The organism is Aquitalea sp. ASV15, from assembly GCF_016429115.1.
GTDB classification, from domain to species: domain Bacteria; phylum Pseudomonadota; class Gammaproteobacteria; order Burkholderiales; family Chromobacteriaceae; genus Aquitalea; species Aquitalea magnusonii.
On record NZ_JAELTZ010000034.1, the window covers coordinates 19828 to 44651 of the forward strand.

22 protein-coding genes and 1 tRNA gene are annotated in these 24824 nt (G+C 59.9%); 20 read left to right on the plus strand and 3 right to left on the minus strand.

The features are described 5' to 3' along the window. Positions 1-26: 26 nt before the first annotated feature. On the plus strand, positions 27-1520 hold the full coding sequence (locus tag JHD64_RS14725; protein ID WP_199053805.1) for a CoA-acylating methylmalonate-semialdehyde dehydrogenase: 1494 nt from the start codon (positions 27-29) through the stop codon (positions 1518-1520). A 150-nt stretch (positions 1521-1670) separates the two neighbouring features. Here JHD64_RS14725 and JHD64_RS14730 read toward each other — a convergent pair whose 3' ends face one another. Then, positions 1671-2504 carry an SPOR domain-containing protein gene (locus JHD64_RS14730; RefSeq protein ID WP_199053807.1) on the minus strand — a complete coding sequence of 278 codons (834 nt, stop codon included), beginning with the start codon at positions 2502-2504 and terminating at the stop codon, positions 1671-1673. Between the two features lie 139 nt (positions 2505-2643). On the opposite strand from JHD64_RS14730, the gene ndk reads away from it, so the two are divergent. From ndk to JHD64_RS14815, 17 genes are all read left to right on the plus strand, one after another. Further along, positions 2644-3069, plus strand: a complete 426-nt coding sequence (ndk, locus tag JHD64_RS14735) for a nucleoside-diphosphate kinase (protein ID WP_059287534.1) — start codon at positions 2644-2646, stop codon at positions 3067-3069. A gap of 68 nt (positions 3070-3137) precedes the next feature. Further along, positions 3138-4232 (plus strand): 23S rRNA (adenine(2503)-C(2))-methyltransferase RlmN, encoded by a 1095-nt coding sequence (gene rlmN, locus JHD64_RS14740; protein ID WP_059287535.1) that lies wholly within the window; start codon positions 3138-3140, stop codon positions 4230-4232. Beyond that, positions 4229-4972: a type IV pilus biogenesis/stability protein PilW gene (gene pilW, locus JHD64_RS14745; protein ID WP_233170512.1), complete on the plus strand. Its 744-nt coding sequence runs from the start codon at positions 4229-4231 to the stop codon at positions 4970-4972. Before rlmN ends, pilW begins: the two co-directional genes overlap by 4 nt. Before the next feature lie 2 nt (positions 4973-4974). Continuing rightward, positions 4975-5922 carry a RodZ domain-containing protein gene (locus tag JHD64_RS14750; RefSeq protein ID WP_199053811.1) on the plus strand — a complete coding sequence of 316 codons (948 nt, stop codon included), beginning with the start codon at positions 4975-4977 and terminating at the stop codon, positions 5920-5922. 14 nt (positions 5923-5936) lie between these two features. Beyond that, a complete protein-coding gene (gene ispG, locus JHD64_RS14755; protein ID WP_059287275.1) occupies positions 5937-7217 on the plus strand; it encodes a flavodoxin-dependent (E)-4-hydroxy-3-methylbut-2-enyl-diphosphate synthase in 1281 nt (426 codons plus the stop codon). Positions 7218-7273: 56 nt separating this feature from the next. Then, on the plus strand, positions 7274-8545 hold the full coding sequence (gene hisS / locus JHD64_RS14760) for a histidine--tRNA ligase (protein ID WP_059287276.1): 1272 nt from the start codon (positions 7274-7276) through the stop codon (positions 8543-8545). Positions 8546-8562: 17 nt separating this feature from the next. Then, entirely contained in the window at positions 8563-9192 is a 630-nt protein-coding gene (locus tag JHD64_RS14765) for a tetratricopeptide repeat protein (protein WP_199053812.1), read from the plus strand. Positions 9193-9195: 3 nt separating this feature from the next. Continuing rightward, positions 9196-10335 carry an outer membrane protein assembly factor BamB gene (gene bamB, locus JHD64_RS14770; RefSeq protein WP_059287278.1) on the plus strand — a complete coding sequence of 380 codons (1140 nt, stop codon included), beginning with the start codon at positions 9196-9198 and terminating at the stop codon, positions 10333-10335. An 11-nt stretch (positions 10336-10346) separates the two neighbouring features. Next, a complete protein-coding gene (gene der / locus JHD64_RS14775) occupies positions 10347-11759 on the plus strand; it encodes a ribosome biogenesis GTPase Der (protein ID WP_059287277.1) in 1413 nt (470 codons plus the stop codon). A gap of 89 nt (positions 11760-11848) precedes the next feature. Then, a complete protein-coding gene (hfq, locus tag JHD64_RS14780) occupies positions 11849-12106 on the plus strand; it encodes an RNA chaperone Hfq (protein ID WP_045844760.1) in 258 nt (85 codons plus the stop codon). Positions 12107-12247: 141 nt separating this feature from the next. Then, on the plus strand, positions 12248-13378 hold the full coding sequence (hflX, locus tag JHD64_RS14785) for a GTPase HflX (RefSeq protein WP_110313529.1): 1131 nt from the start codon (positions 12248-12250) through the stop codon (positions 13376-13378). Next, entirely contained in the window at positions 13365-14567 is a 1203-nt protein-coding gene (gene hflK, locus JHD64_RS14790) for an FtsH protease activity modulator HflK (protein ID WP_199053814.1), read from the plus strand. Before hflX ends, hflK begins: the two co-directional genes overlap by 14 nt. 13 nt (positions 14568-14580) lie before the next feature. After that, entirely contained in the window at positions 14581-15447 is an 867-nt protein-coding gene (gene hflC / locus JHD64_RS14795; protein ID WP_370540962.1) for a protease modulator HflC, read from the plus strand. 111 nt (positions 15448-15558) lie between these two features. Then, positions 15559-16710: an ATP phosphoribosyltransferase regulatory subunit gene (locus JHD64_RS14800; protein WP_059287410.1), complete on the plus strand. Its 1152-nt coding sequence runs from the start codon at positions 15559-15561 to the stop codon at positions 16708-16710. A gap of 32 nt (positions 16711-16742) precedes the next feature. Beyond that, positions 16743-18038: an adenylosuccinate synthase gene (locus JHD64_RS14805; RefSeq protein ID WP_110313526.1), complete on the plus strand. Its 1296-nt coding sequence runs from the start codon at positions 16743-16745 to the stop codon at positions 18036-18038. 147 nt (positions 18039-18185) lie between these two features. After that, positions 18186-19238 (plus strand): oxidoreductase, encoded by a 1053-nt coding sequence (locus JHD64_RS14810; RefSeq protein WP_199053818.1) that lies wholly within the window; start codon positions 18186-18188, stop codon positions 19236-19238. Next, positions 19235-19726 (plus strand): heme-degrading domain-containing protein, encoded by a 492-nt coding sequence (locus tag JHD64_RS14815; protein WP_199053823.1) that lies wholly within the window; start codon positions 19235-19237, stop codon positions 19724-19726. Before JHD64_RS14810 ends, JHD64_RS14815 begins: the two co-directional genes overlap by 4 nt. A gap of 10 nt (positions 19727-19736) precedes the next feature. On the opposite strand, the gene JHD64_RS14820 is transcribed toward JHD64_RS14815, so the two are convergent. Next, entirely contained in the window at positions 19737-20882 is a 1146-nt protein-coding gene (locus tag JHD64_RS14820; RefSeq protein WP_370540963.1) for a cytochrome-c peroxidase, read from the minus strand. 290 nt (positions 20883-21172) lie between these two features. On the opposite strand from JHD64_RS14820, the gene acpA reads away from it, so the two are divergent. Further along, positions 21173-22789 carry an acid phosphatase gene (acpA, locus tag JHD64_RS14825; RefSeq protein ID WP_082693486.1) on the plus strand — a complete coding sequence of 539 codons (1617 nt, stop codon included), beginning with the start codon at positions 21173-21175 and terminating at the stop codon, positions 22787-22789. 157 nt (positions 22790-22946) lie between these two features. Next, the gene (locus tag JHD64_RS14830) at positions 22947-24362 is read left to right on the plus strand and encodes an MDR family MFS transporter (protein ID WP_233170513.1); all 1416 of its coding nucleotides are present in this window, start codon (positions 22947-22949) and stop codon (positions 24360-24362) included. Between the two features lie 94 nt (positions 24363-24456). On the opposite strand, the gene JHD64_RS14835 is transcribed toward JHD64_RS14830, so the two are convergent. Then, positions 24457-24543 (minus strand) — tRNA-Leu (locus tag JHD64_RS14835). Positions 24544-24824: the final 281 nt, after the last annotated feature.

Genomic DNA, 24824 nt, shown 5'->3' on the forward strand with positions numbered 1-24824 from the left:
CGGCTTGCCCGCAGCAAGGAGAAACCATGTTGCAGATTCCGCATTTCATCAATGGCCAGCGTACTGCTGGTGTGGCACAGCGTTACAGTGCCGTGTTCAACCCGGCATTGGGACGTCCGCAGGCCGAAGTGGCCCTGGCCGAGCCGCAGGATGTAGCCGCCGCCGTGGCAGCCGCTCACGCAGCTTTTCCGGCTTGGGCGGCACTGTCCCCGCTCAAGCGCTCGCGCATCCTGTTCCGCTTCAAGAGCATTCTGGAAGAACGCCAGCGCGAACTGGCGGCGGTGATTTCCAGCGAACATGGCAAGGTGGAGTCCGACGCACAGGGCGAAGTACAGCGCGGGCTGGAAGTGGTGGAGTTTGCCTGCGGCATTCCGCAACTGCTCAAGGGCGAATACACCGAGCAGGTGGCCACCGGCGTGGATGCCTGGACCATGCGCCAGCCGCTGGGCGTGGTGGCGGGCATTACACCGTTCAACTTTCCGGCCATGGTGCCGATGTGGATGTTCCCGGTGGCGCTGGCCTGCGGTAATACCTTCATCCTCAAACCCTCCGAGCGCGACCCGTCCGCTCCCTTGTTGATTGCCGAGTGGCTGAAAGAGGCTGGCTTGCCGGATGGCGTGTTCAATGTGCTGCAAGGCGACAAGCTGGCGGTGGATGGCCTGCTTACCCATCCGGATGTGGCTGCAGTCAGCTTTGTCGGCTCTACCCCGATTGCCCGCTATATCTATGAAACCGGTGCCGCGCATGGCAAGCGGGTGCAGGCGCTGGGCGGGGCCAAGAACCACATGGTGGTGCTGCCGGATGCCGATCTGGACATGACCATCGAAGCGCTGATGGGCGCGGCCTATGGTTCGGCCGGTGAGCGCTGTATGGCCATTTCCGTGGCCGTGGCCGTGGGCGATGTGGCGGACACACTGGTGGCGCGGCTGGCCGAGCGTACCCGCCAGTTGCGCATCAATGCCGGCACCGACCCCAAGGCCGAAATGGGCCCGCTGGTCACGCGCCAGCATCTGGATAAAGTGACTGCTTACATCGCGCAGGGCGTGGCGGAAGGGGCCACATTGGTGGTGGATGGCCGTGGGCTGGTAGTACCCGGTTGCGAGGAAGGCTTCTTCATCGGCGGCACGCTGTTCGATCACGTCACCCCGGAGATGACCATCTATCAGGAAGAAATCTTCGGCCCGGTGCTGGCCGTGGTGCGGGTAGACAGTCTGGACGCGGCAGTCCGGCTGATCAACCAGCATGCCTATGGCAATGGTACGGCCATCTTTACCCGCAACGGCGGTGCCGCGCGCGAGTTTGCCCATCGCATCCAGGTGGGCATGGTGGGCATCAATGTGCCGATTCCGGTACCCATGGCCTTCCACAGCTTTGGTGGCTGGAAAGCCTCGCTGTTTGGCGACCATCACATGCACGGCCCGGAAGGGGTGCGTTTTTACACCCGCATGAAGGCCATTACCAGTCGCTGGCCGGCCGGGCAGGTGCAAAGCGCAGAATTCGCCATGCCGACGCTGGGCTAGGCCGGGTCAGCGTACTACCCCTCATCCACAGTGGGACTTCCGGGGCAGCTCAGGCTGCCTGTTTTTTTACTCTGCATCATGCAACAGGCCCGCCCTCATTCACTGAGGGCGGGCCTGGCATGCCGGTAAGCGTTTTCTTGTCAACGGCCCTTACTGCGCGGCGGGGGCCAGCAGCGGGGTATAGCCCAGATTACGCAGCTTGGCCATGGCTTCGTCAGCCTCGGCGCGCGTCTTGAACGGGCCGAGCTGGACGCGGGTTTCCGTGTGCGCTTCTATGCCCTTGGCCTTGAGTTCCTTCACCAGCTTTTCCGCGTTGCCCATGCTGGAAAACAGCCCCAGCTGCAGCTTGTAACCCAGCGAGCTGCCTTCGGGCTTGGCTTTGACCACGGCGGGTGCAGGCGGCGGAGTGCTCACGCTGTTGTCGCTGTCGGGAACACTGCGTACTGGCTGTGGGGCAGGGGCGGCCTTGGTGGGAGCACTGTGGGTGGTGACCGCAGCCACGGGTGCTGTGGCCGGGGGCGGGGCCGCAGGGGCTGTGGCTGCCGCAGCAGGTTTGCCAGCTGGTTTGGCGGCGGCATGGACAGCCGGTGGGCTGACCGGTTTGCTGCTGGCAACCGCCGGGGTCTTGCTGATATCCGGGGTTTGCGGCGGTGTTGCCGTTGGCGCCGCGGGCGAGGGCGAGCTGCCGGCATCGGTTTGCGGGGCGCTGGCCTCTTCGGCCGGCGCACTGCTCTGCGCGACGGGCTCTGCTGCTTGCTCCAGTGCCGGGGCCGAACTGGGGTTGACGATCTTGCCGGAGCTGCCCGCTGGTGTGGTGGCGGTCATTTCCACCTTGGGTTTTTTCATGCTGTCCAGCACGGGGATGGCCGCCAGCGCCACGGCAACCAGGCCGCCGGCAATCGCCAGCCGCTTTTTCAGCTTGCTGTTGAGATCTTTTTCATCCGGAGCCGAGCCGGGGTCTTGCCCTTGATTTTGTTCTGTCATGGCCTTGAATTTTTATGCAGCAGAGGCTTGAAAAGGCTGGTAAAATATCGGGTTCCTCAGAATTGCGTAACCCGAGTGGCTGAGCTACAGCCTAGTTTAGCCACTTGTTCTGTTATTTGGGAGTATTTGGGAGATTTTTATGGCAATTGAACGTACCCTGTCCATCGTTAAGCCGGATGCCGTAGCCAAGAATGTTATCGGCAAGATCTACGACCGTTTCGAATCCGCCGGTCTGAAAATTGTTGCAGCCAAGCTGAAGCAACTGTCCCGCGCCGAAGCCGAAGGCTTCTACGCCGTGCACAAAGAACGTCCTTTCTTCAAGGACCTGGTTGATTTCATGGTTTCCGGCCCGGTGATGATCCAGGCTCTGGAAGGTGAAAACGCCATCGCCAAGAATCGCGAACTGATGGGCGCCACCGATCCGAAAAAGGCTGACGCCGGCACCATCCGCGCCGATTTCGCCGAATCGATCGACGCCAATGCCGTACACGGCTCCGACAGCGCTGAAAACGCTGCCATCGAAGTGGCTTACTTCTTTGCTGCTTCCGAGATCTACTCCCGTTAATCTCGCTTTGTTGTAATGGATGTATCTGGCGGCAGCCCGGTGGCTGCCGCTGTTTTACCGAGGACTGCATGAAAACCAACCTGCTCGACTTCAATCTGGACCAGTTGACCGAACACTTTGCCGCCATGGGAGAGAAAGCCTTCCGTGCCAAGCAGGTGATGCGCTGGATGCACCAGATGGGCGAAGACGATTTCGACGCGATGACCGACCTGGCCAAAAGCCTGCGTGCCAAGCTGCACCAGCATGCCGAGGTACGCGTACCGTCGCTGATGACCGGGCAGGCGTCCAGTGATGGTACCCGCAAGTGGCTGCTCGACGTCGGCACCGGCAACGGTGTGGAAACCGTGTTCATTCCGGAAGACGACCGCGGCACCTTGTGCGTGTCATCCCAGGTGGGTTGTGCGCTGGAGTGTACCTTCTGCTCCACCGGCCGCCAGGGTTTCAATCGCAACCTCAGCACTGCCGAAATCATCGGCCAGCTGTGGTGGGCCAACAAGGCCATGGGGATTACCCCGAAAAACGAACGCGTGGTGTCCAATGTGGTGATGATGGGCATGGGCGAGCCGCTGGCCAACTTCGACAATGTGGTCAGCGCGCTGCAGATCATGCTGGATGACCACGGCTACGGCCTCAGCCGCCGCCGCGTCACGCTGTCCACCTCCGGCCTGGTGCCGCAAATGGACCGCCTGCGCGAAGCCTGTCCGGTGGCGCTGGCTGTCAGCCTGCACGCCCCCAACGATGCCATTCGCGATGAAATCGTTCCCATCAACAAGAAGTACCCGTTAAAAGAACTGATGGCCGCCTGCCAGCGCTACCTGGAAAAGGCCCCACGCGATTTCATCACCTTTGAATATGTCATGCTCGATGGCATCAACGACCGTCCCGAACACGCCCGGCAGCTGCTGGAGCTGGTGCGTGACGTGCCGTGCAAATTCAATCTGATCCCGTTCAATCCCTTCCCCAATTCCGGCTATGATCGCTCCAGCAATAATGCGATCCGGATTTTCCGGGAAATGTTGCAGGAGCAGGGTTACGTGGTTACCGTAAGAAAAACCCGCGGTGACGACATCGACGCAGCCTGTGGCCAGTTGGCCGGACAGGTGATGGATAAGACCAGGCGTCAGGTCAAATGGATGCAGATAGCCCAGGAGCGCGAAGAATGAACAAGTGGCGAGTGTGGATGGCGGTGTGCCTGTTGGCGTATTCCCTTGTCGCATTCGCCGCGCCGGCCAACCGCAAACTGGCAGAAATCCGCAGCCAGCTGGCCGTTGAATATGCGGGGCTGGGCAATCTGCCGATAGCGCTGGAGTCCGCCAATGAAGCAGTGCAGGCCGACGACAGCTTTGTCGGTGCCTATCTGACCCGTGCCTATGTATACAATCTGATGCATCTGGATAGCGATGCCGAGAAGAACTTTCTCAAGGCGCTACAGGTCGATCCTTCCAGTCCAGAGGCAAACAATAACTATGGCCAGTTTCTGTGCGAACATGAACGCCCACGGGTGGCCATGAATTACTTCGCCAAGGCCATCGCCAATCCACTGTACCAGACACCCCAAACGGCCTATCTCAATATGGGCCGTTGCAGTGTCAAGCTGGGCGAAACCACCCAGGCCAACGATTACCTGCTGACCGCCTTGCAGATGGCTCCCGATTATCCGCCCGCATTGCGCGAATTGGCTGCCTTGCATCTGGAGCTGGGCAATGCCAAGCTGGCGTCCTTTTATTTTGGACGCCTGCAACAGACCGCAGGCAATGCGCCACTGGGAGCCGATGTGCTGTGGCTGGGCGTACAGATTGCCAGGAAAGGGGGAGACCGGGTGCATGAGGCGGAATATTCCAACGCGCTGAAAAACCGCTACCCGGACTCCAAGGAAACACAACTGTTGTTGAGCGGAAGCTGAAGATGGAACAGGAAGCGCATGGCCAGTCGGCCAGACTGGGTGTCGGCGCAGCGCTGAAAGCAGCGCGCGAACAGGCCGGCATGAGTCTGGGTGAAGTGGCCGAACGGCTGAAACTGTCTGTCCGGCAACTGGATGCCATCGAAAAAGATGACTTCCAGCAATTGCCGGGTGCAACGTTTGTCCGTGGTTTTGTCAGAAACTATGCCCGTTTTCTCAAGGTGGATGCCGAGCCCTTGATGGCGCAGCTGGAAGAGCATTTCCCTTCTGCCGTCAATGACGTGGTCAATCTGGTCAAGCAGGAGCAGGCCGGCCAGCCGGCCAGCATGGCGGAAACCCTGGCCCGGGTGCCGCCCCCGGCAGCCGCTGCCGGCAAAACCGGCAAATGGCTGCTGCTGTTGGTCGTGGCGGCGGCGGTGGCTGGTGGCGCCTTATGGCTGGCTGGCCGGCAGGGCAGTGCTGCGCCGGCGCCGGCCCAGGCATTGCAACCCATGCTGACGCAGCAGGCCGCTTCCGCGCCTGCCGCATCCGCACCGCTAGCGGCTCCGGCCTCGGCCGCTGGGGTGGCCGAACCGGCCACCCCAGCGGCTGCTGCGGCCAGTCAGGCTGCCGCTCAGCCGACCGCGGTGGCCGCTGCGGCAGTGACTGCCAGTGCAGCCAGCCCGGCCGGCAGTGCCGGCAAGGCAGCAGCCAGTGCGGCGGTGGCCACCGCTGCCAGCGGGCACATCCAGCTGAATGCACAGCAGGCGGCATGGATTTCAGTCATCGATGCCACCGGCAAGAAACTGCAGTACGGCACACTGGAGGCTGGCAGCAGCAAGGAATTGACCGGCACGCCGCCGTTCCAGCTGAAAATCGGCAATGCGGCCCAGGTACAGCTCAGCTTTAACGGACAGCCCGTCGCCCTGACGGACAAGATTCGTGGCACTACCGCCAAAATTGAACTCAAGTAGATGCGGATTTTTGCATGAATAGCGTGAATATCGCGCGACGTCCCACCCGCCAGGTCAGGGTGGGACATGTCATGGTGGGGTCGGATGCGCCGGTTGTGGTGCAGTCCATGACCAATACCGACACGGCAGATGCCATCGCCACAGTTGAACAGGTTTACCAGTTGTCCCAGGCCGGCTCCGAGCTGGTACGCATAACCGTGAACTCGCCGGAAGCGGCGGCGCGGGTGGCGGAAATCCGCCAGCGGCTGGATGACATGGGTTGCAATGTGCCACTGGTGGGTGATTTCCACTTCAATGGCGAGCGTCTGCTGAAAGACTATCCGGACTGTGCCCGCGCACTGGCCAAGTACCGTATCAATCCGGGCAATGTCGGCAAGGGTGCCAAGGGCGACGACAAGTTTGCCTTCATGATCCGCACCGCCGCCGAACTGGACAAGCCGGTACGCATCGGCGTCAACTGGGGCAGCCTGGACCAGGCGCTGCTGGCGCGCATGCTGGATGCCAACAACAGCAAGCCGCAGCCGCTGCCGTTGGAACTGGTGATGCGCGAGGCGCTGATCGTCTCGGCCCTGGAATCGGCCGACAAGGCGATGGAACTGGGCCTGCCGGCTGACAACATCCTGTTGTCGTGCAAGGTCAGCAATGTGCAGGACCTGATCACCGTTTACCGCGATCTGGGCAGCCGCTGTGACTTCCCGCTGCATCTGGGCCTGACCGAAGCCGGCATGGGCAGCAAGGGCATTGTGGCATCTTCTGCCGCCCTGGCCATCCTGCTGCAAGAGGGCATAGGCGACACCATTCGCATCTCGCTGACCCCGCAACCGGGCGAAGCGCGTACCCGCGAAGTCGTCGTGGCGCAAGAACTGCTGCAAACCATGGGTTTGCGCAGCTTTACCCCGCTGGTGACTGCCTGTCCCGGCTGCGGCCGCACCACCAGTACCTTCTTCCAGGAACTGGCCGACCAGATCCAGAGCTATCTGCGCGAGCAAATGCCGATCTGGCGCTTGCAATACCCTGGCGTGGAAGACATGAAAGTGGCGGTGATGGGCTGCGTGGTCAATGGCCCGGGCGAAAGCAAGCTGGCCGATATCGGCATCTCCCTGCCTGGCACCGGCGAAGTGCCGGTGGCACCGGTGTATGTCGACGGCCAGAAAGGCGTGACACTCAAAGGCGACAATATCGCCAGCGAATTCAAGGCGCTGGTCGACGATTATGTGCAAACCCGCTACGGCGAAGGTGGCAGCAAACGTCGCGAAAGCAGCAACCGCATCATTCCGATCCAGCCACAACGCTGAGCGGACCGGCTGGCTCCGCTGACAAGATCAATCGAATAGCAAGAAGAACTGAACAAATGGCGCAAAAATTGCAGGCAATCAAGGGCATGAATGATGTGCTGCCCGCCGAATCCTACCAATGGGAATATTTTGAAGGTGTGCTGCGCAAGCTGCTGGCCGACTATGGCTATCAGAACATCCGCACGCCCATCGTGGAAACCACCCCGCTGTTTGTGCGCGCCATCGGCGAAGTGACCGATGTGGTCGAAAAGGAAATGTATACCTTCATCGACAGCCTCAACGGCGACAGCCTGACCCTGCGCCCGGAAGGCACGGCCGGCACCCTGCGTGCGGTGGTCGAACACACCCTGCTGTACAACACCACGCAAAAGCTGTGGTACATGGGCCCGATGTTCCGCCACGAAAAACCGCAGAAAGGCCGCTACCGCCAGTTCCACCAGATGGGCATCGAGGCGCTGGGCTTTGCCGGCCCGGATATCGACGCCGAAATCATCGCCATGACCGCCGACCTGTGGCAGCGCCTGGGCCTGAGCCAGTATGTGCGTCTGGAAATCAACTCGCTGGGCAATGCCGAAGAACGTGCGCAACATCGCCAGGCACTGATTGCCTATCTGGAAGGCTTTGTCGACATCCTGGACGAAGACGGCAAGCGCCGGCTGTACACCAACCCGCTGCGCGTGCTGGATACCAAGAACCCGGCCTTGCAGGACATGGCCGACAAGGCCCCGCGCCTGTCCGATTACCTGGGTGAAGCCTCACGCGCTCACTACGAAGGCTGGAAGAGCATGATTGCCAGCCTGGGCATCGAGTTCGTGGAAAATCCGCGGCTGGTGCGTGGCCTGGATTATTACAATCAATCGGTATTCGAGTGGGTCACCACCGAGCTGGGCGCCCAGGGCACGGTGTGTGCCGGCGGTCGCTATGACGGCCTGATCGAACAGCTGGGCGGCAAGCCGGCACCTGGCATCGGTTTTGGCATGGGCCTGGAGCGGGTCCTGCTGCTGTTGCAGGACAAGGGCCTGCTGCCCGCTGCCCGCAGCGTCGATGTCTACATCGTGCAGCAGGGCGCCGGTGCGGCCATGTATGCCATGAAGCTGGCACAGCAACTGCGCACGGCCGGCCTGTCGGTCATCCAGCATCTGGGTGAGGGCAGCTTCAAGTCGCAAATGAAAAAGGCCGATGGCAGCGGTGCGGAATTTGCCGTCATCATCGGTGAAAACGAAATGGCTGCCGGTCAGGCCGTCGTCAAACCGATGCGTGCCGATGCCGCACAGCAGACGGTGGCGCTCGACCAGGTAGCTTCGACCATTGCCGCTATCAAGGCTTGATATAAGGGGGGTGCGCCATGGCGTACGACTTGCAGGAACAGGAACAGATCGACTCCATGAAGGCCTTCTGGCAACAGTGGGGCAAGCTCATCAGCGGCGCAGTGCTCGCCATCAGCGTGGCCTATCTTGGCTACAAGGGCTATGGCTACTATCAGGCTGGTCAGGCCAGCAAGGCTGCTGTGGTGTTTGCCGATGTCGAGCAGGCAGCCCAGAGCCAGGATCTGGCCAAGGTGAAAAGCTCGGCCGGCTTGTTGCAGTCGGATTATTCTTCCACGGCCTACGCGGCAGATGCTGCCTTGCTGGCTGCCAAAGTCGCTTTCGAAAAGAATGATCTGGCCACTGCCCAGGCCCAGCTATCCTGGGTAGTACAAAACGTGAAGGACGAATCCATGGTGGCCGTCGCGCATTTGCGTCTGGCTACCATCGAGCTGGACCAAAAGCGCTATGATGCAGCGATTGCCGAACTGGGGCAGGCACATCCGAGTGCATTTGATGCGCTGTTCCTGGATCAAAAGGGTGATGTGCATGCAGCCAAGGGCGACAAGGCCGCGGCGCGTGATGCTTATAAGGCCGCCCTGGCCAAACTGGTAGGCGAATCGCCCAACCGCCAGTTCATACAGACCAAACTCGACGCACTGGGAGGTTAATTGATGCGCCGCCAACTGCTGGTTACTGCTGTTCTTTCCTCGTTCATGCTGGCCGGCTGCGCCAGCTGGTTTGAAAGTTCTTCCGCTGCAAAACCCACACCGCTGGCGGCCATCAAGCCCATCCAGGCCTTGAATGTGAAATGGACGCTGTCGCAAGCAGCCTCCGACAGCGGCTTTATCCCGGTATACGCCAATGGCAATGTCGTGGCGGCCGACCCTTCCGGCCATGTGCGCACGGTGGATGCACTGAGCGGCCGGGTCAGCGCTGATGTCGCGCTCAAGCGCCAGCTGTCATCCGGCGTGGCCGTGGCTGGTGACACCGTTGTGCTGGGAACCCAGGAAGGTACACTGCTGGCGGTGGATCGCAGCAGCGGCAAGACGCTGTGGGAACAATCGCTCACCAGCGTGCTGCTGGAAGCACCGCAAATCGCCGGTGGCATGGTGGTGGTACGCAGCAATGATGGTCGCCTGACCGGTTTCAGCCTGGCGGACGGCAAGCAGCAATGGTCGATTGCCCATGCCCAGCCGCAACTGCTGGTGCGCAACACCGGCTCCATGCAAGCCGTGGGTAACGAAGCCGTCATGGTCGGCCTGCCTGGCGGCAAGCTGGACATCATCAGCCCGGCCAACGGCAATACGCTGTGGGAAGGCGTGGTGGCCAACCCGCGCGGTGCAACCGAGCTGGAACGCATCACCGACATCACCAGCCGTCCGGTCTATGACGGCGGGCAGGTCTGCAGCGTCGCCTATCAGGGGCGTGTCGCCTGCTTCGATGCCAAGAGCGGCAGCCTGATGTGGGCACGCGAACAGTCCTCCAGCCGCGGAGTGGCGCTGGATGGCAGCAAATTGTATGTGACTGCGGAAGACGGCTCGGTCTGGGCCTATGACCGCAGTACCGGTCGCAGCCTGTGGAAGACCGATGCCCTGAAATTCCGCAATGTATCCGGCCCCGCCATGCTCGGACGTTTTGTCCTGGTGATCGATGGTGAAGGCTATGGCCACCTGCTGTCCAATGAAAGCGGCAGCCTGGTGGGCCGTGTGAAACTTGGCAGCGAAGGCGCAACCGCCCAGCCCATCTCCCTGGGCGCATCTGCCCTGGTACAGGGGAATAATGGTCGCCTGTCGCTGCTGTCTATTGAGTAAAAGCTGTAACCATGAAACCTACCGTAGCGCTGGTCGGCCGCCCCAATGTGGGCAAGTCGACCCTTTTCAACCGGCTGACCCGCAGCCGTGACGCCCTGGTCGCCGACCAGCCTGGCCTGACCCGCGACCGCCATTACGGCCATGGTCGAGTGGGCGGCAAACCCTATCTGGTGGTCGACACCGGCGGTTTTGAGCCGGTAGTGGATGAAGGCATTCTGTTCGAAATGGCCAAGCAGACCCTGCAGGCCGTGGACGAAGCCGATGCCGTGGTATTCCTGGTGGATGGCCGTACCGGCATCACCCCCCAGGACAAGATCATCGCCAATCGCCTGCGCCAGATCGACCGCCCGGTCTTCCTGGTGGTCAACAAGGCCGAAGGCATCAGCCACGCCATTGCCAGCGCGGAATTCCACGAGCTGGCCCTGGGCCAGCCGCTGGTGATTTCTGCCGCGCATGGCGATGGTGTGCGCGAACTGATGGAAATGGTGCTGGAAGACTTCCCTGACGAAGTGGAAGAAGAAGCCCGTTACCACCCCAAATTCGCCGTGATCGGTCGTCCCAATGTCGGCAAGTCGACCCTGGTCAACGCCATTCTCGGTGAAGAGCGCGTCATCGCCTTTGACCAGGCCGGTACCACGCGCGACAGCATCTATATTGATTTCGAGCGGGATGACCATACCTATACCATTATCGACACCGCCGGCGTGCGGCGTCGTGGCAAGGTCAGCGAAGCCATCGAAAAGTTCTCCATCATCAAGACCATGAAGGCCATCGAAGATGCCAACGTGGCGGTGCTGGTATTGGATGCGCAACTGGACATCTCCGAGCAGGATGCCACCATCGCCGGTTTCGCGCTGGAAGCAGGCCGTGCCTTGGTGGTGGCGGTGAACAAGTGGGACAATCTGGACTTCGAGAAAAAGGAAACCGTGAAGCGGGAAATCGCCCGCAAGATCAGCTTCCTCGACTTCGCCAAGTTCCATTACATCTCGGCCATCGAAGGCCGTGGTGTGACCGACCTGTTCAAGTCCATCGATGAAGCCTACCAGGCTGCCATGGTCAAGCTGGCCACGCCCAAGCTGACACGGGTGCTGAATGTTGCAGTGGAACGTCAGGCACCGCCGCGCTCGGGTCTGATGCGCCCCAAGATGCGTTATGCTCACCAGGGCGGCATGAATCCACCTATCATCGTGATTCATGGCAATGCACTGGATGCGATCCCGGCCAGTTACACGCGTTATCTGGAACATACCTTCCGCAAGGTGTTCAAACTGCAGGGCACGCCGTTGCGTGTACAGTACAAAACCTCGGAAAACCCCTTCGATACTGAAGAATCCAAGGAAAAGTCCCGGGCCAAACCGAAACCGATGTCCAAGCTGCGTGGGCGCGAGAAGGAAGTACGCTGGGGTAAGAGTGGTAAAAAATAGTAGGCTGGGTTTTTTTCTGCTAAAAATAAGCATGCCAGCCGGGCTTTAAAGATTATTTAATACAACAATCAACGATTCGGAGAAAACGAATGAGCTCTAAAGGGCAAATGTTACAAGACCCGTTCCTGAATATTCTGCGTAAGGAACATGTGCCGGTATCCATCTATCTGGTGAACGGTATCAAGCTGCAGGGTCAGGTTGAGTCTTTTGACCAATACGTAGTGCTGTTGAAGAACACGGTTACCCAGATGGTTTACAAGCATGCCATCTCTACCGTTGTTCCGGCCCGTCCGGTTAACATCCCGCACGAACATCCGGGTCAGAAGCAGGATCAGCAAGACGCCTGATCAGGCTGATCGCTGCATCCCCGCGGGCCGCCAGGCTGTGTCTTGCTGACACGGTCTGACGGCCTTTTTTCATGCATGATTCTGCCACGCATGCTTGCAGCTGCCGTGACGGCGGAATCCACATCTACGGTTGTCTATACAGTGTTTGATCGTCCCGATATTGGAGACCAGGCAGTGCTGGTCTGTCTGGATTTTGGTGATCCGGATCATCAGGAAAATGTTGCCGAATGTGCCGAGCTGGTTCGCTCTGCCAATGTCACTGTCACCGGCATCATCCAGGGCAAGCGCCAGCGACCCGACGCTGCCTTGTTTGCCGGCAAGGGAAAAGTGGAAGAGGTCGGGGTGATGGTGCGGGCCACCGGTGCCAATGTGGTGATTTTCAATCACCAGCTGTCGCCAGCGCAGGAGCGCAATCTGGAACGCGCGCTGCAATGCCGGGTGATCGATCGCACCAGCCTGATTCTGGACATCTTTGCCCAGCGTGCCCGCAGCCACGAAGGCAAATTGCAGGTGGAACTGGCGCAGTTGTCGCATATTGCCACCCGGCTGGTGCGTGGCTGGACGCACCTGGAACGGCAAAAGGGCGGGATCGGCCTGCGTGGACCGGGTGAAAGCCAGCTGGAAACCGACCGCCGGCTGCTGGGCAATCGGGTCAAGGCGCTCAAGGAGCGGCTGGCCCAGGTGCAAAAACAGCGCAATACCCAGCGCCGTGGCCGCCAACGTACCGGCATCGCTGCGGTTTCCATTGTCGGCTACACCAATGCCGGCAAATCAACGCTGTTCAATGCGCTGACCAAGGCCCGCAGCTATGCCGCCGACCAGTTGTTTGCCACGCTGGATACCACTAGCCGCAAGCTGTTTCTCAATACTGAAACCTCGATCATCGTTTCAGACACCGTCGGTTTCATTCGCGATTTGCCGCATACCCTGGTGGCCGCTTTCCGTGCCACACTCGAAGAAACCATTCAGGCCGATTTGCTGTTGCATGTGGTGGACTCCTCCAACCCACTGCGCGACGTCCAGATTGATGAAGTCAACAAGGTGCTGGCAGAAATCGGTGCCGATGGCGTGCCGCAACTGATCGTATGGAACAAGACCGATTTGCGGCAGCTGCCGGCAGCCATCGAGCGCGATCAGGAGCAGGTCGCCCAGGCGGTCCGCCTCTCCGCGCTGACCGGTGAAGGGCTGGAACTCTTGCGGACAGTACTTGCCGAACGTTTGCAGTCACCTGATAACCAACACGAAGAACAAGACGAATATGTCGCAGAATGATCCAAATCGGGGACGTCAGGGCAGTGACGGTCCGCCGGACCTTGACGAAATTTTCCGTAATCTCAATCAGCGCCTGGCCCGTCTGCTGGGCGCCAAGCCATCGGGCGAGCAGCCCAGCCCCGAACCGCGTGCCGCTTTCAAGGGCGGTGCCGTCGCCGTAATCGGCGTGTTGGCAGCCTTATGGCTGGGTAGCGGTTTTTATGTCGTGGATGCCAAGGAACAGGGCGTGGTGTTGCGCATGGGCAGTTTCAACCGCGTGACCGACCCTGGCTTGCAATGGCATGCACCTTATCCTTTTGAAAAGGTGGAAATCGTCAACCTCACCGAACTGCGCAGCGTGGAAGTGGGCTATCGCAGCAATGCCAAGAACAAGGTGCCGGAAGAATCGCTGATGCTGACGGCCGATCAGAACATCATCGATGTGCAATTGTCGGTGCAGTACGACGTGAAGGATCCCAAGGCCTTCCTGTTCAATAATGCTGCTGCTGACCGCAATGCCAACGACATCGTGAAGCAGGCAACCGAAACCGCCATCCGTGAAGTGGTGGGCCGCAACAAGGTGGACTTCGTCCTCAATGAAGGCCGGGCGCAGATCGCCGCCGAGTCGCAGAAAGTCATCCAGGATATTCTGGACCGCTACGACCTGGGTGTGCGTATTGCCAAGGTCAATATCAATGCCGTGCAGCCGCCCGAGCAGGTGCTGGCCGCCTTCGACGACGCCGTGAAGGCGGGTCAGGACAAGGACAAGCTACGCAACGAAGGCCTGGCTTACGCCAACGATGTGGTGCCCAAGGCCAAGGGCATGGCCGCCAGACTGGAACAAGAGGCAGAAGCCTATCAGCAAAAAGTGGTGTCGCAAGCGGAAGGGGATGCCTCCCGTTTCAAGCAAGTGTTGTCTGAATACAACAAGGCTCCCAAGGTCATGCGTGACCGCCTCTACCTGGACATGATGCAACAAGTGATGAGTGCCACCAGCAAGGTCATTGTCGACCAGAAAAATGGCAACAGCCTGCTTTACCTGCCACTGGACAAGCTGACCCAGGCCGCCAGCCCCGCCGCGCCTGCCAGTGTTGCACCGCCTGCCGCCGCGCCTGCACCGGCAGCTGCGCCGGCAACGCCACCGGCACGGGGCAGCAAGAATGGTCGGGATTTCGGCCGTAGTCGCGATATTCTGGGCGGGGAGCACTGAAATGCAAAAAATCATGCCAACCCTGCTGGCTGTGCTGGGTATTCTGTTTGTTGCCAGCCTGTCGCTGTTTACCGTTGACCAACGCCAGTACGCCATGGTCTTCCAGTTTGGCGAAGTGGAACGGGTGATCAAGCAGCCCGGCATCCAGTTCAAGATTCCGCTGCTGCAGAATGTGCGCTATTTCGACAGCCGGGTCCTGACCATCGATGCCGAAGCACCCGAGCTGTTCAATACGCGCGAGAAGAAAAACGTGCTGGTGGATAGCTATGTAAAATGGCGCATTGTCGATGTGGAACAGTTCTACAAGAGCGTTGGGTCGGAGAATGCTGCCGTGGCCCGTCTCAAGCAGACCATCAACGACGGATTGCGTGCCGAATTCGGTCAGAAGACCGTGGCTGATGTCATTTCCGGCAAACGCGACCAGGTGATGGAGACGGTTCGCAAGCGCGCAGACGCAGATGCGCGTAAAATAGGCGTGGAAATTCTCGATGTCCGCTTAAAACGTGTCGATTTTCCGGATAAAATAAGCAGCTCCGTCTACGACCGCATGCAGTCGGAACGCCGTACCGTCGCCAGCCAGTTGCGTAGCGAAGGTGCTGCCGAGGCCGAGCGCATCCGTGCCGAAGCGGAAAAGCAGCGCGATGTGCTGTTGGCCGATGCCTACAACAAGGCACAGCAACGCAAAGGCGAGGGCGATGCCAAGGCGGCCGCAATTTACGCGGAAGCATATGGGCGCAGCCCGGAGTTCTATGCCTTCTGGCGCAGCATGGATGCCTACAAAGAGTCGTTCAAGAACAAGAATGACGTGATGGTGCTGGACCCCAACAGCGAGTTCTTCAAGTATTTCAAGAACCCGCCGGCGGCTGGCAAGGGCAGGTAAGCACTGCCTGGCAGTTACAATCAGTTTTCATGACTGGCCGGACACCCCGGCCAGTTTGCCGTAAACAGGGCGGGGTGATGAATCCCGCCTTTTATTTGTCGAAACCGGAATATGCGTAACTGGCTGTTACCCGAATACATTGCAGACATCCTGCCGGCTACTGCCCGCCAGGTGGAATCTGCCAAGGCAGCGATGCTGGAACAATTCCGCTGTGCAGGCTATGAGCTGGTCCTGCCGCCGCTGATCGAATATGTCGATTCGCTGATCGCCGAAGGTGATACTGCGCTAGACCTGAAAACCTTCAAGCTGGATGACCAGTTGTCTGGTCACCAACTGGGTCTGCGTGCCGATATCACCCCGCAGGTGGCGCGTATCGATGCTCACCTCTTGGGCCATCGCACCGGCGTGACCCGTCTGTGCTATGCCGGCAGTGTGGTGCATACCCGGCCCAATGGCTTGATGAGCTCGCGCCAGCCGATGCAGGTCGGTGCCGAGTTGTACGGCTATGCCGGTATCGAGGCCGATATCGAAATCATCGAGCTGATGTTGTCCACGCTGGATCAGGTCAAGGTGCCGCAGCTGCGACTGGACGTTGGCCATACCGCCATCTTCCGTGGGCTGGCCACTGCGGCCGGTCTGTCGCCACAGGCGACGCGCGAACTGTTTGCCGTGTTGCAAAACAAGGACGCCGCCAGTATTGCCGAGCAGGTCGCAGGTCTGGCCGAGCCTTATCGCAGCGCCTTCCTCGCCTTGCCCGAGCTCTACGGCCCGGCATCGGTGCTGGAAAAAGCCCGCACCCGCCTGCCATCCCTGCCGGAAGTCGAACTGGCGCTGATGCAGCTGTCCGCCATCGCCCGTGCCTTCGAAGGCCGTGTTGCCATCAGCTTTGACCTGTCCGAGCTGCGCGGCACGCATTATCACACTGGCCTGATCTTTGCGGCCTATGCGCCTGGCTGGGCAGTGGAGCTGGCCCGTGGTGGCCGCTACGACAATGTTGGCCGCCGCTTTGGCCGTGCCCGCCCGGCCACCGGTTTCAGCCTGGATCTGCGTGATCTGATCCAGATCCTGCCGGAACGTGGCAGCGCCATGGGTGTACGTGTTTCCAATCGCCACCTGCCGGCAGCCCAGAGCGAAGTCGCGCGCCTGCGCGCGGCAGGCGAGGTGGTGATTATTGATTACCTGGGGGAATCAGCCGAGGCCATCGGCTGCAACCGTGAACTGATTCCGGCCGCTGACGGCTGGCAGATCGTCCCCTTTAACTGATTTTTAGTTTGACTGAAGAAGAGGTTTTTCCAATGTCCAGAAATGTTGTCGTGATCGGTACCCAATGGGGTGATGAAGGCAAGGGCAAGATCGTTGACTGGCTGACCGACCACGCACGTGCTGTGGTGCGTTTCCAGGGTGGTCACAATGCGGGCCATACCCTGGTGGTGAATGGCAAGAAAACCGTACTGCGCCTGATTCCGTCCGGCATCCTGCGCGAAGGCGTCGAATGCTTCATCGGTAACGGTGTAGTCCTGTCGCCGGAAGCACTGCTGAAGGAAATCGACGAGCTGGAAGCCGCTGGTGTGAATGCCTCGGCCCGTCTGAAGATTGCCGAAGGCTGTCCGCTGATCCTGCCTTACCACGTGGCACTGGACCAGGCGCGCGAAGCTGCGCTGGGTGCCGGCAAGATCGGTACCACCGGTCGCGGTATCGGCCCTTGCTATGAAGACAAGGTAGCGCGTCGCGCCCTGAAGGTGATCGACCTGTTCAACCCGGAACGCTTTGCCAGCAAGCTCAAGGAAAACGTTGAATACTACAACTTCCTGCTGACCAATCTGCTGAAGGCCGAGCCGGTAAGTTACGAAGAAATCCTGGCCAATACCATGAAGCTGGCCGAGCGTATCAAGCCGATGGTATCTGACGTGTCGCGCACCCTGTACGACATGGACAAGGCCGGTACCCCCATCCTGTTTGAAGGTGCCCAAGGCACCCTGCTGGACATCGACCACGGTACCTACCCCTTTGTCACCTCGTCCAACTGTGTGGCGGGTGCCGCCGCACCGGGCGCAGGCGTTCCACCGCAAATGCTCAGCTACGTGCTGGGTATCGTGAAGGGCTATTGCACCCGCGTGGGCTCCGGTCCCTTCCCGAGCGAACAGGAAAACGAGATTGGCGCCTTCCTGGCCAAGCGTGGTAACGAATTCGGTTCGGTGACCGGTCGTCCGCGTCGTTGTGGCTGGTTCGATGCCGCTGCGCTGAAGCGTTCCATCCAGATCAACGGTGTGTCCGGTCTGTGCGTGATGAAGCTGGACGTGATGGATGGCCTGGAAGAAATCCAGCTGTGCACCGGCTACATGCTCGATGGCAAGAAGATCGACATTCTGCCCTTCGGTTCCGATGCCGTGACCAAGTGCGAACCGGTCTACGAAACCATGCCGGGCTGGACCGACTCCACCGTTGGTGCCAAGCGCTGGGAAGACCTGCCGGCTAACGCCCAGGCTTACCTGAAGCGTATCGAAGAAGTATGCGGTGCGCCGATCGATATCGTGTCCACCGGTCCGGACCGCGAAGAAACCATCGTATTGCGTCATCCCTACGGCCTGTAAGCCTGGCATGACCCCTAAAACCCACCGCGTGCGGTGGGTTTTTTTATGGCTGCGATTCGGTATGATAGCGCTAACATTGTCGCTTTCTTCCCTTCCTACCAACCTCAGCTATCTGTGTTGCTGCAGATGGCGCAGTCAGGATGATGCATGTCCACTCCTTTGAATGTCGTGCTGGTCGGCTATGGTTATGCCGGTAAAACCTTTCATGCCCCGTTGATTTCCGCCTGCCCGGATTTGCAGCTTTATGGTGTGGTCAGCAGCAAGGCCGATGTGCTGAGTGCAGCTTGGCCAGCACTACGGCAGTGGCCCACCCTGCAACAGGCCCTGCAGGATACGGCGGTCGATCTGGTGGTGATCGCCACCCCGAATGATCTGCATTTTTCCCACGCGGAAGCAGCTTTGCTGGCAGGCAAGCACGTAGTGGTGGACAAACCCTTTACCCTTACCCTGGAGCAAGCGCGACAGTTGGATGCGCTGGCCAAGCGGCTGGGTCTGCTGCTGTCGGTATTTCACAACCGGCGCTGGGATGCCGACTTCCTGACCGTGCAGCACTTGTTGGCAAGTGGCCGTCTCGGCAGGATCAGCCAGTTTGTCGCGCATTTTGATCGCTACCGGCCTCAAGTACAGCAGCGCTGGCGTGAGCAGGGAGGCGCCGGGAGCGGTTTGTGGTATGACCTGGGTCCGCATCTGCTGGATCAGGTCTTGCAACTGTTTGGCCAGCCGCTTGCCGTGTCTGCCTATCTGGCCAGGCAGCGACCAGCCGCACAAGCAACTGATTATTTCCATGTGCAGCTGCGTTATGCGGAAATGCATGTGGTCTTGCATGGCTCCTGCCTGGTCAGTGGCGGCATTCCCCGTTTTGCCGTGCACGGTGATCTGGCCAGTTACACCAAGTACGGGCTCGATACACAAGAGGCTGACCTCAAGCTGGGCAAAGCGCCGGGTGGGAGCGGCTGGGGGGTCGACCCCTTGCCGGGCCAGCTTTTCCTGCCGGCCGCCGCCGGGCCCCAGACAGAAAGCCTGCCCAATCTACTAGGTGACTATCGCGCATATTATCGCCAACTGGCTGCGGCCATCCGTGGCGAAGCGGATAATCCGGTCACCGCCCAGCAAGCGACCCTTGTCATGGACTGGCTGGAGCGTGCTGAATACAGTGCGGCAAAGGGCAGGGAAGTGAGTGCACAGGAGCTATTGCCATGAGTGTGGAAGCGGATTTGCAAATCATCGCCGAGCAGGAGGCGCGGCTGGAGTTCAGCCAGTTTGACGGGGATACGCTGTGGGAGCTGGGTTGTCGCCTGCGTGAGGCCGCCCGCCAGCGCGGCGCGGCACTGGCCATCGTCATTACCGTCAATCAGGTACGGCGTTTCCAGCTGCTGATGGCCGGGACCAGCGCCAACAATGAAGACTGGGCCCGCCGCAAGCATAATGTGGTGCAGAAATTTGAACGCAGTTCACTGGCGGTCGGTTTGGATTGCCAGCGCCAACAAACCACTTTGCAGGAAAAAAACGGCTTGTCCCTGGCCGAGCATGCGACACATGGCGGTGGTTTTCCGCTGCGGCTGCGCGGTGTCGGTTGCATCGGCTCCATCGTGGTATCCGGCCTGCCGCAACGGCAGGATCACCAGTTGGTGGTCGATGTGCTGGCCAGCATGCTGGCCATCGATGATTTGCCGGCACTGGCTGGCTAGCTTTTGCGCCTCATCTGCTGGCCGGTAGCACATCCGCATCGGTCAGCGTCTGCAGAAAAGCCAGCATGGCATCTATATCACGGGCATTGAATGCTGCCCGTGAGCCTGGCTTGCCGCCAAAGGGAGCTTCCTGATTGATATTGCCGTGATAAGGGCTGGGCAGGTCATCGAAGCGCTGGCCTGCTTGTCCATGTCCATACCATTTGGCCGGATCGCTATCGCGGCTGGCGTAAAACTCCAGTACCTGGCGTAAATCATGGAATATGCCATTGTGGAAAAATACCTTGCGGCTGGCGACATTGCGCAGCGAAGGCGTACGGAACAGCCCGCAATACTCGTCACGATGCATGTCCTGCCGCAGTGGCCCGCACAAGCCCATGTCAAAATAAGCAGGATCACGATTGACGGCCAATGCCCTGTTGCGTGGCACGCCCAGTGCGATCAGCCCGAAATCACTGAAGGCGGGAAAAGCCCCGTCAGGCTGCCGCTGGCTGAGATGACAGGCCGCACAATTCCCCTTGGCCGGATCGTTAAAGACCTGCAGGCCGCGTAATTCCAGCTTGCTCAGCGCGGCCTCCCCGCGCAGCCAGGCATCGTATTTGCTGCTATAGGGATAAAACTCGGCCGGAGTTTGCTGGAACACCTCTAGCGCCAGTACCAGTTTGCTGAATGCCACCTGCTTGTCCTGAAAAATATCACGGCCAAACAAGGCTGCAAACGAGCCGGCACTCGGGCTGGCCTGCAGTTGCGCAATCACTTGCTCCGGGCTGCGATTGGCCATTTCATTGGCGGCCAGCAAGGGCAGGCTGGCTTGTTCATGCAGGCTGGCGGCACGACCATCCCAGGTAAAACCTCCTGTCGGGCCGGCATCTTCGCTGTCATTGCCATCGTTATCGCGGAAATGCTCGCTGAATGGCGGCACGTTTTGCAGATAGCGCAGGGATGGCACGGCGCGGTTGCCCTGCTGACGGCCATCCACCCCGCCGAACTGGGCAGGCTTGCCATCTGGTGGACCATAGGCATGAGCCGGACTGTGGCAGCTGGCACAGGATTGTTTGCCGGACGCTGACAACGCCGTCTCATGGAATAATTGCCGCCCCAGCCCGGCCAGTTGTTGCGCCGGTAGTGGATGGCTGTCCGCATAAAGGGCCGGCACGGGCGCTGCTGTCTGGTGGCAAGCGCTCAGCAGCAAGAGCAAGTTCAGCCACGACAGAAACATGCGCAAAGCTGACGGGTGGGGAGGGCAAGACGACATGGTCGAGAGCAGTCAGGTTGAATCGGCAGCAGCATACGCCAGTTTTATCTCCCCTTGATGACGTAACGGCAGGTCTTAGGGGCAGGGCTGTACCACCTTGCTTGTGTCCGGGTTTGGCCGTCTAATTCGTCCATCATACGCGTGCAACACGCTGCCGGCACAATCATCCGAACCCGCACAAGGACACTCTCATGCACAACTGCAAACCCGCTTTGCTTTCCCTGGCGCTGACGGCAGCTCTTGCCGGCTGTGCCAGCAATATGCCGCAGGCTCCGGTCACCAGCGGCTCGCTGGACGTCATTCAGAATGTTGTGGTGATTTTTGCCGAGAACCGTGCCTTTGATAATCTGTATGGCCTGTATCCGGGTGCCAACGGCATACCGGGCGTCAATCCTTCGGCACGCGGCAGCTATGTCCCACAGAAGGATTTTGATGGCTCGGTTTTGCCGGTATTGCCGCCAACCTGGAATGGCCTGACTGCTGCCGGCCAGCGCGTCACCCTCAGCCAGGCACAAACCATGGGCTGGCCCAACAAGCCATTCCGCATTGATGATCCGGCAGGGGTAAACGGCAGCGGCGTGCAAGTCGGGCAGGATGTGGTAACCCGCGATCTGGTGCATCGCTTCTATAACAACCAGATGCAGATCAATGGCGGCAAGAATGACAAGTTTGCTGCTTATTCCGACGCGGGTGGCCTGAGCATGGGCTACTACGACGGCAGCAAGATGGCATTGTGGCAGCTGGCACGCCAGTACACCCTGGCAGACAACTTCTTCATGGGCGCATTTGGCGGCTCCTTTCTGAATCACCAGTATCTGATCTGCGCCTGTGCGCCAAGCTATCCCAATGCCGATGCGGCCGATTCTCCGGCCAAGGATTCGATTTCTGCCATCGACACCGATGCCAGGGGACAGTTTGTACGGCTGACGCCTGCCGCCGGTGCCAAGGCTTCGGTACTGGATGGCAAGCCGACCTACAAGAACGACAGCAATCTGACGCCCAAGGACAGTCAGGGCATGTTCTATGCCGTCAATACCATGCAACCCTTGTACCAGCCCAGCGGCAATGCGCCGGGAGCCAAGGGTCCAAGCCAGTATGCCGATACCACCAAGGCCACCACCTTGCCCGCACAGACTGCAGTCACCATTGGTGATCGTCTGACGGCCAAGGGCATCAGCTGGGCGTGGTATGCCGGCGGCTGGAATGCTTCGCTGGCCCAGCGCAGCAATATCTACAACGGTGGACAGCCGAATTTCCAGGCCCATCACCAGCCTTTCAACTACTATGCCGCCTTTGATCCGCTGACCCGGCAGGCTTACCGTCAGGCGCATCTGAAGGATTTCGATGCGGACTTCCTGCGTGATGCCCAGGCCGGCAGGCTGCCGGCCGTGGCCTTCTACAAGCCGCAGGGCAATCTTAACCAGCATGCTGGCTATGCCAGCGTGGCCGATGGTGACGCGCACATTGCCCAACTGATTGGCAAGCTGCAACAGAGCCCGCAGTGGAAGAACATGCTGATCGTGGTCACTTACGATGAAAATGGCGGCATTTATGACCATGCCCCAGTCCCCAAAGGTGATCGCTGGGGGCCGGGCAGCCGCATCCCGGCCATCATCATTTCGCCCTATGCCCGCAAAGGCTATGTCGACCACACCCAATACGACACGGCTTCCATCCTGCGTTTCATCAGCCGGCGCTTCGACTTGCCGGCACTGCCCGGCGTTATCGAGCGTGATACTGCCTTGCAGGCCAATGGCGAAGCCGTCATGGGTGACTTGAGCAATGCGCTGGAGCTGGGCGCGCATTAAGCCTTGCCGTAGCGAGTGCCCAATGCAAAAGGCAGCCCGTGTGCTGCCTTTTCCTGCACTACCTTTTCACAACTGCTAACACTTCTTCTTCGCCACCGTTCCGGCCGCATGGGTCAAGCTGCTAGACTGAACGCATACATTTTTGCAGACCGATACCATGCAGTTGAAACTGGCCAGCGGCATGCTCACGCCGCTTATCATTGCCACCGCCCTGTTCATGGAAAACATGGACGCGACCGTGATCGCAACCTCCTTGCCGGCGATTGCCCGCGATTTGCTGGTCGATCCGGTTGCCCTCAAACTGGCGCTGACCTCCTATCTGGTCAGTCTGGCGGTATTCATCCCGGTCAGTGGCTGGATGGCAGACCGTTTTGGCGCCAGACGGATATTCCGCTCGGCCATTGCCGTTTTCATCCTGGGTTCGGTCCTGTGCGGTTTCAGTGGCTCGCTGGCCGGCTTTGTGCTGGCGCGCTTCATACAGGGCATGGGCGGGGCCATGATGGTGCCGGTGGGACGGCTGGTCATCCTGCGTACCACCCGCAAGGAGGAGCTGGTCAAAGCCCTGAGCTACCTCACCATTCCGGCCTTGCTCGGCCCGGTGATCGGGCCGCCGCTGGGTGGTTTCATCACGACCTACTTCCATTGGCGCTGGATCTTCTTCATCAACATTCCGATTGGGATTCTCGGCATGGTGTTGGCGGGGCGTTATATCGAGAACCTGAAAGAAGAGCATTTGCCCCCGCTGGACAAGACAGGCTTCGCCCTGACCGGTATCGGCTTGTCCATGTTGATGCTGGGCCTGGCCACCGAAGGCAAGCACATGTTGTCGTTGCAACTGTCGCTGGCGGTCAGCGTGCTCGGCGCCTTGCTGTTGCTAGCCTATCTGTGGCATTACCGGCGTGTGGCTGACCCATTGCTGGACTTGTCCTTGTTGCGCTTGCCTACTTTTCACGCCAGTGTGATGGGCGGCTTTCTCATCCGGATGGGCGTCGGTGCCACGCCATTCCTGCTGCCCCTGATGTTGCAGCTTGGTTTTGGCTATACGCCATTCGAATCCGGCATGCTGACCTGCTCCACCGCCATTGGTGCCATCTTCATGAAAACCATTGTGGCCAAGGTGCTGGAGCGCTTTGGTTTCAAGAAGGTGCTGAGCTGGAATGCCGTGCTGGTGGCGTTGTCGATGGCGGTGTATGGTCTGTTCCGGGTCGATACGCCGCATGTGCTGATGCTGGCGGTGTTTGTGCTGGGCGGATTTTCCCGCTCCCTGCAATTTACCAGCCTGAATGCCATCGCATTTGCCGACGTGGAACAAAGCCGCATGAGCCATGCCACCAGCCTGTCCAGCGTGGCCCAACAGTTGGCTGCCGGCTTTGGGGTAACCGTGGCGGCAATGACGCTGCAACTGGTCACCACCTTGCAGGGGCATGACACCCTGCTCAGCAGCGATTTCGCCTGGTCTTTCCTGGTGATGGGCTTGCTGACTTTGTGCTCGGTGTTTTTCTTTGTGGCACTGGATGCCAGATCCGGTGCTGAACTGGCCGGGGCATCAAGGGATGATTCCACGACGCGCTGATGGCCGGGGCGGGAGGGCAGTTGCTCAGATGGGGAGGGCTGCAGCTGCAAGGCAATGAAAAAAGCCGCTGATCAGAGATCAACGGCTTTTTGATTGGTGCCCAAGAGAAGACTCGAACTTCCACACCCTTGCGGGCGCTAGGACCTGAACCTAGTGCGTCTACCAATTCCGCCACCTGGGCAAAGCAAATTGTCGGTACTGCAAGCCGGCGTTATACATCCGACCTTAAAAATCGTTGGTGCCCAAGAGAAGACTCGAACTTCCACACCCTTGCGGGCGCTAGGACCTGAACCTGTCTCTTATACACATCTGACGCTGCCGACGAACGAACAACAAAAAAAGTGTGTGGGGGGGGGGGGGGGGGGGGGGGGGGGGGGGGGGGTGGGGGGGGGGGGGGGGGGGGGGGGGGGGGGGGGGGGGGGGGGGGGGGGGGGGGGGGGGGGGGGGGGGGGGGGGGGGGGG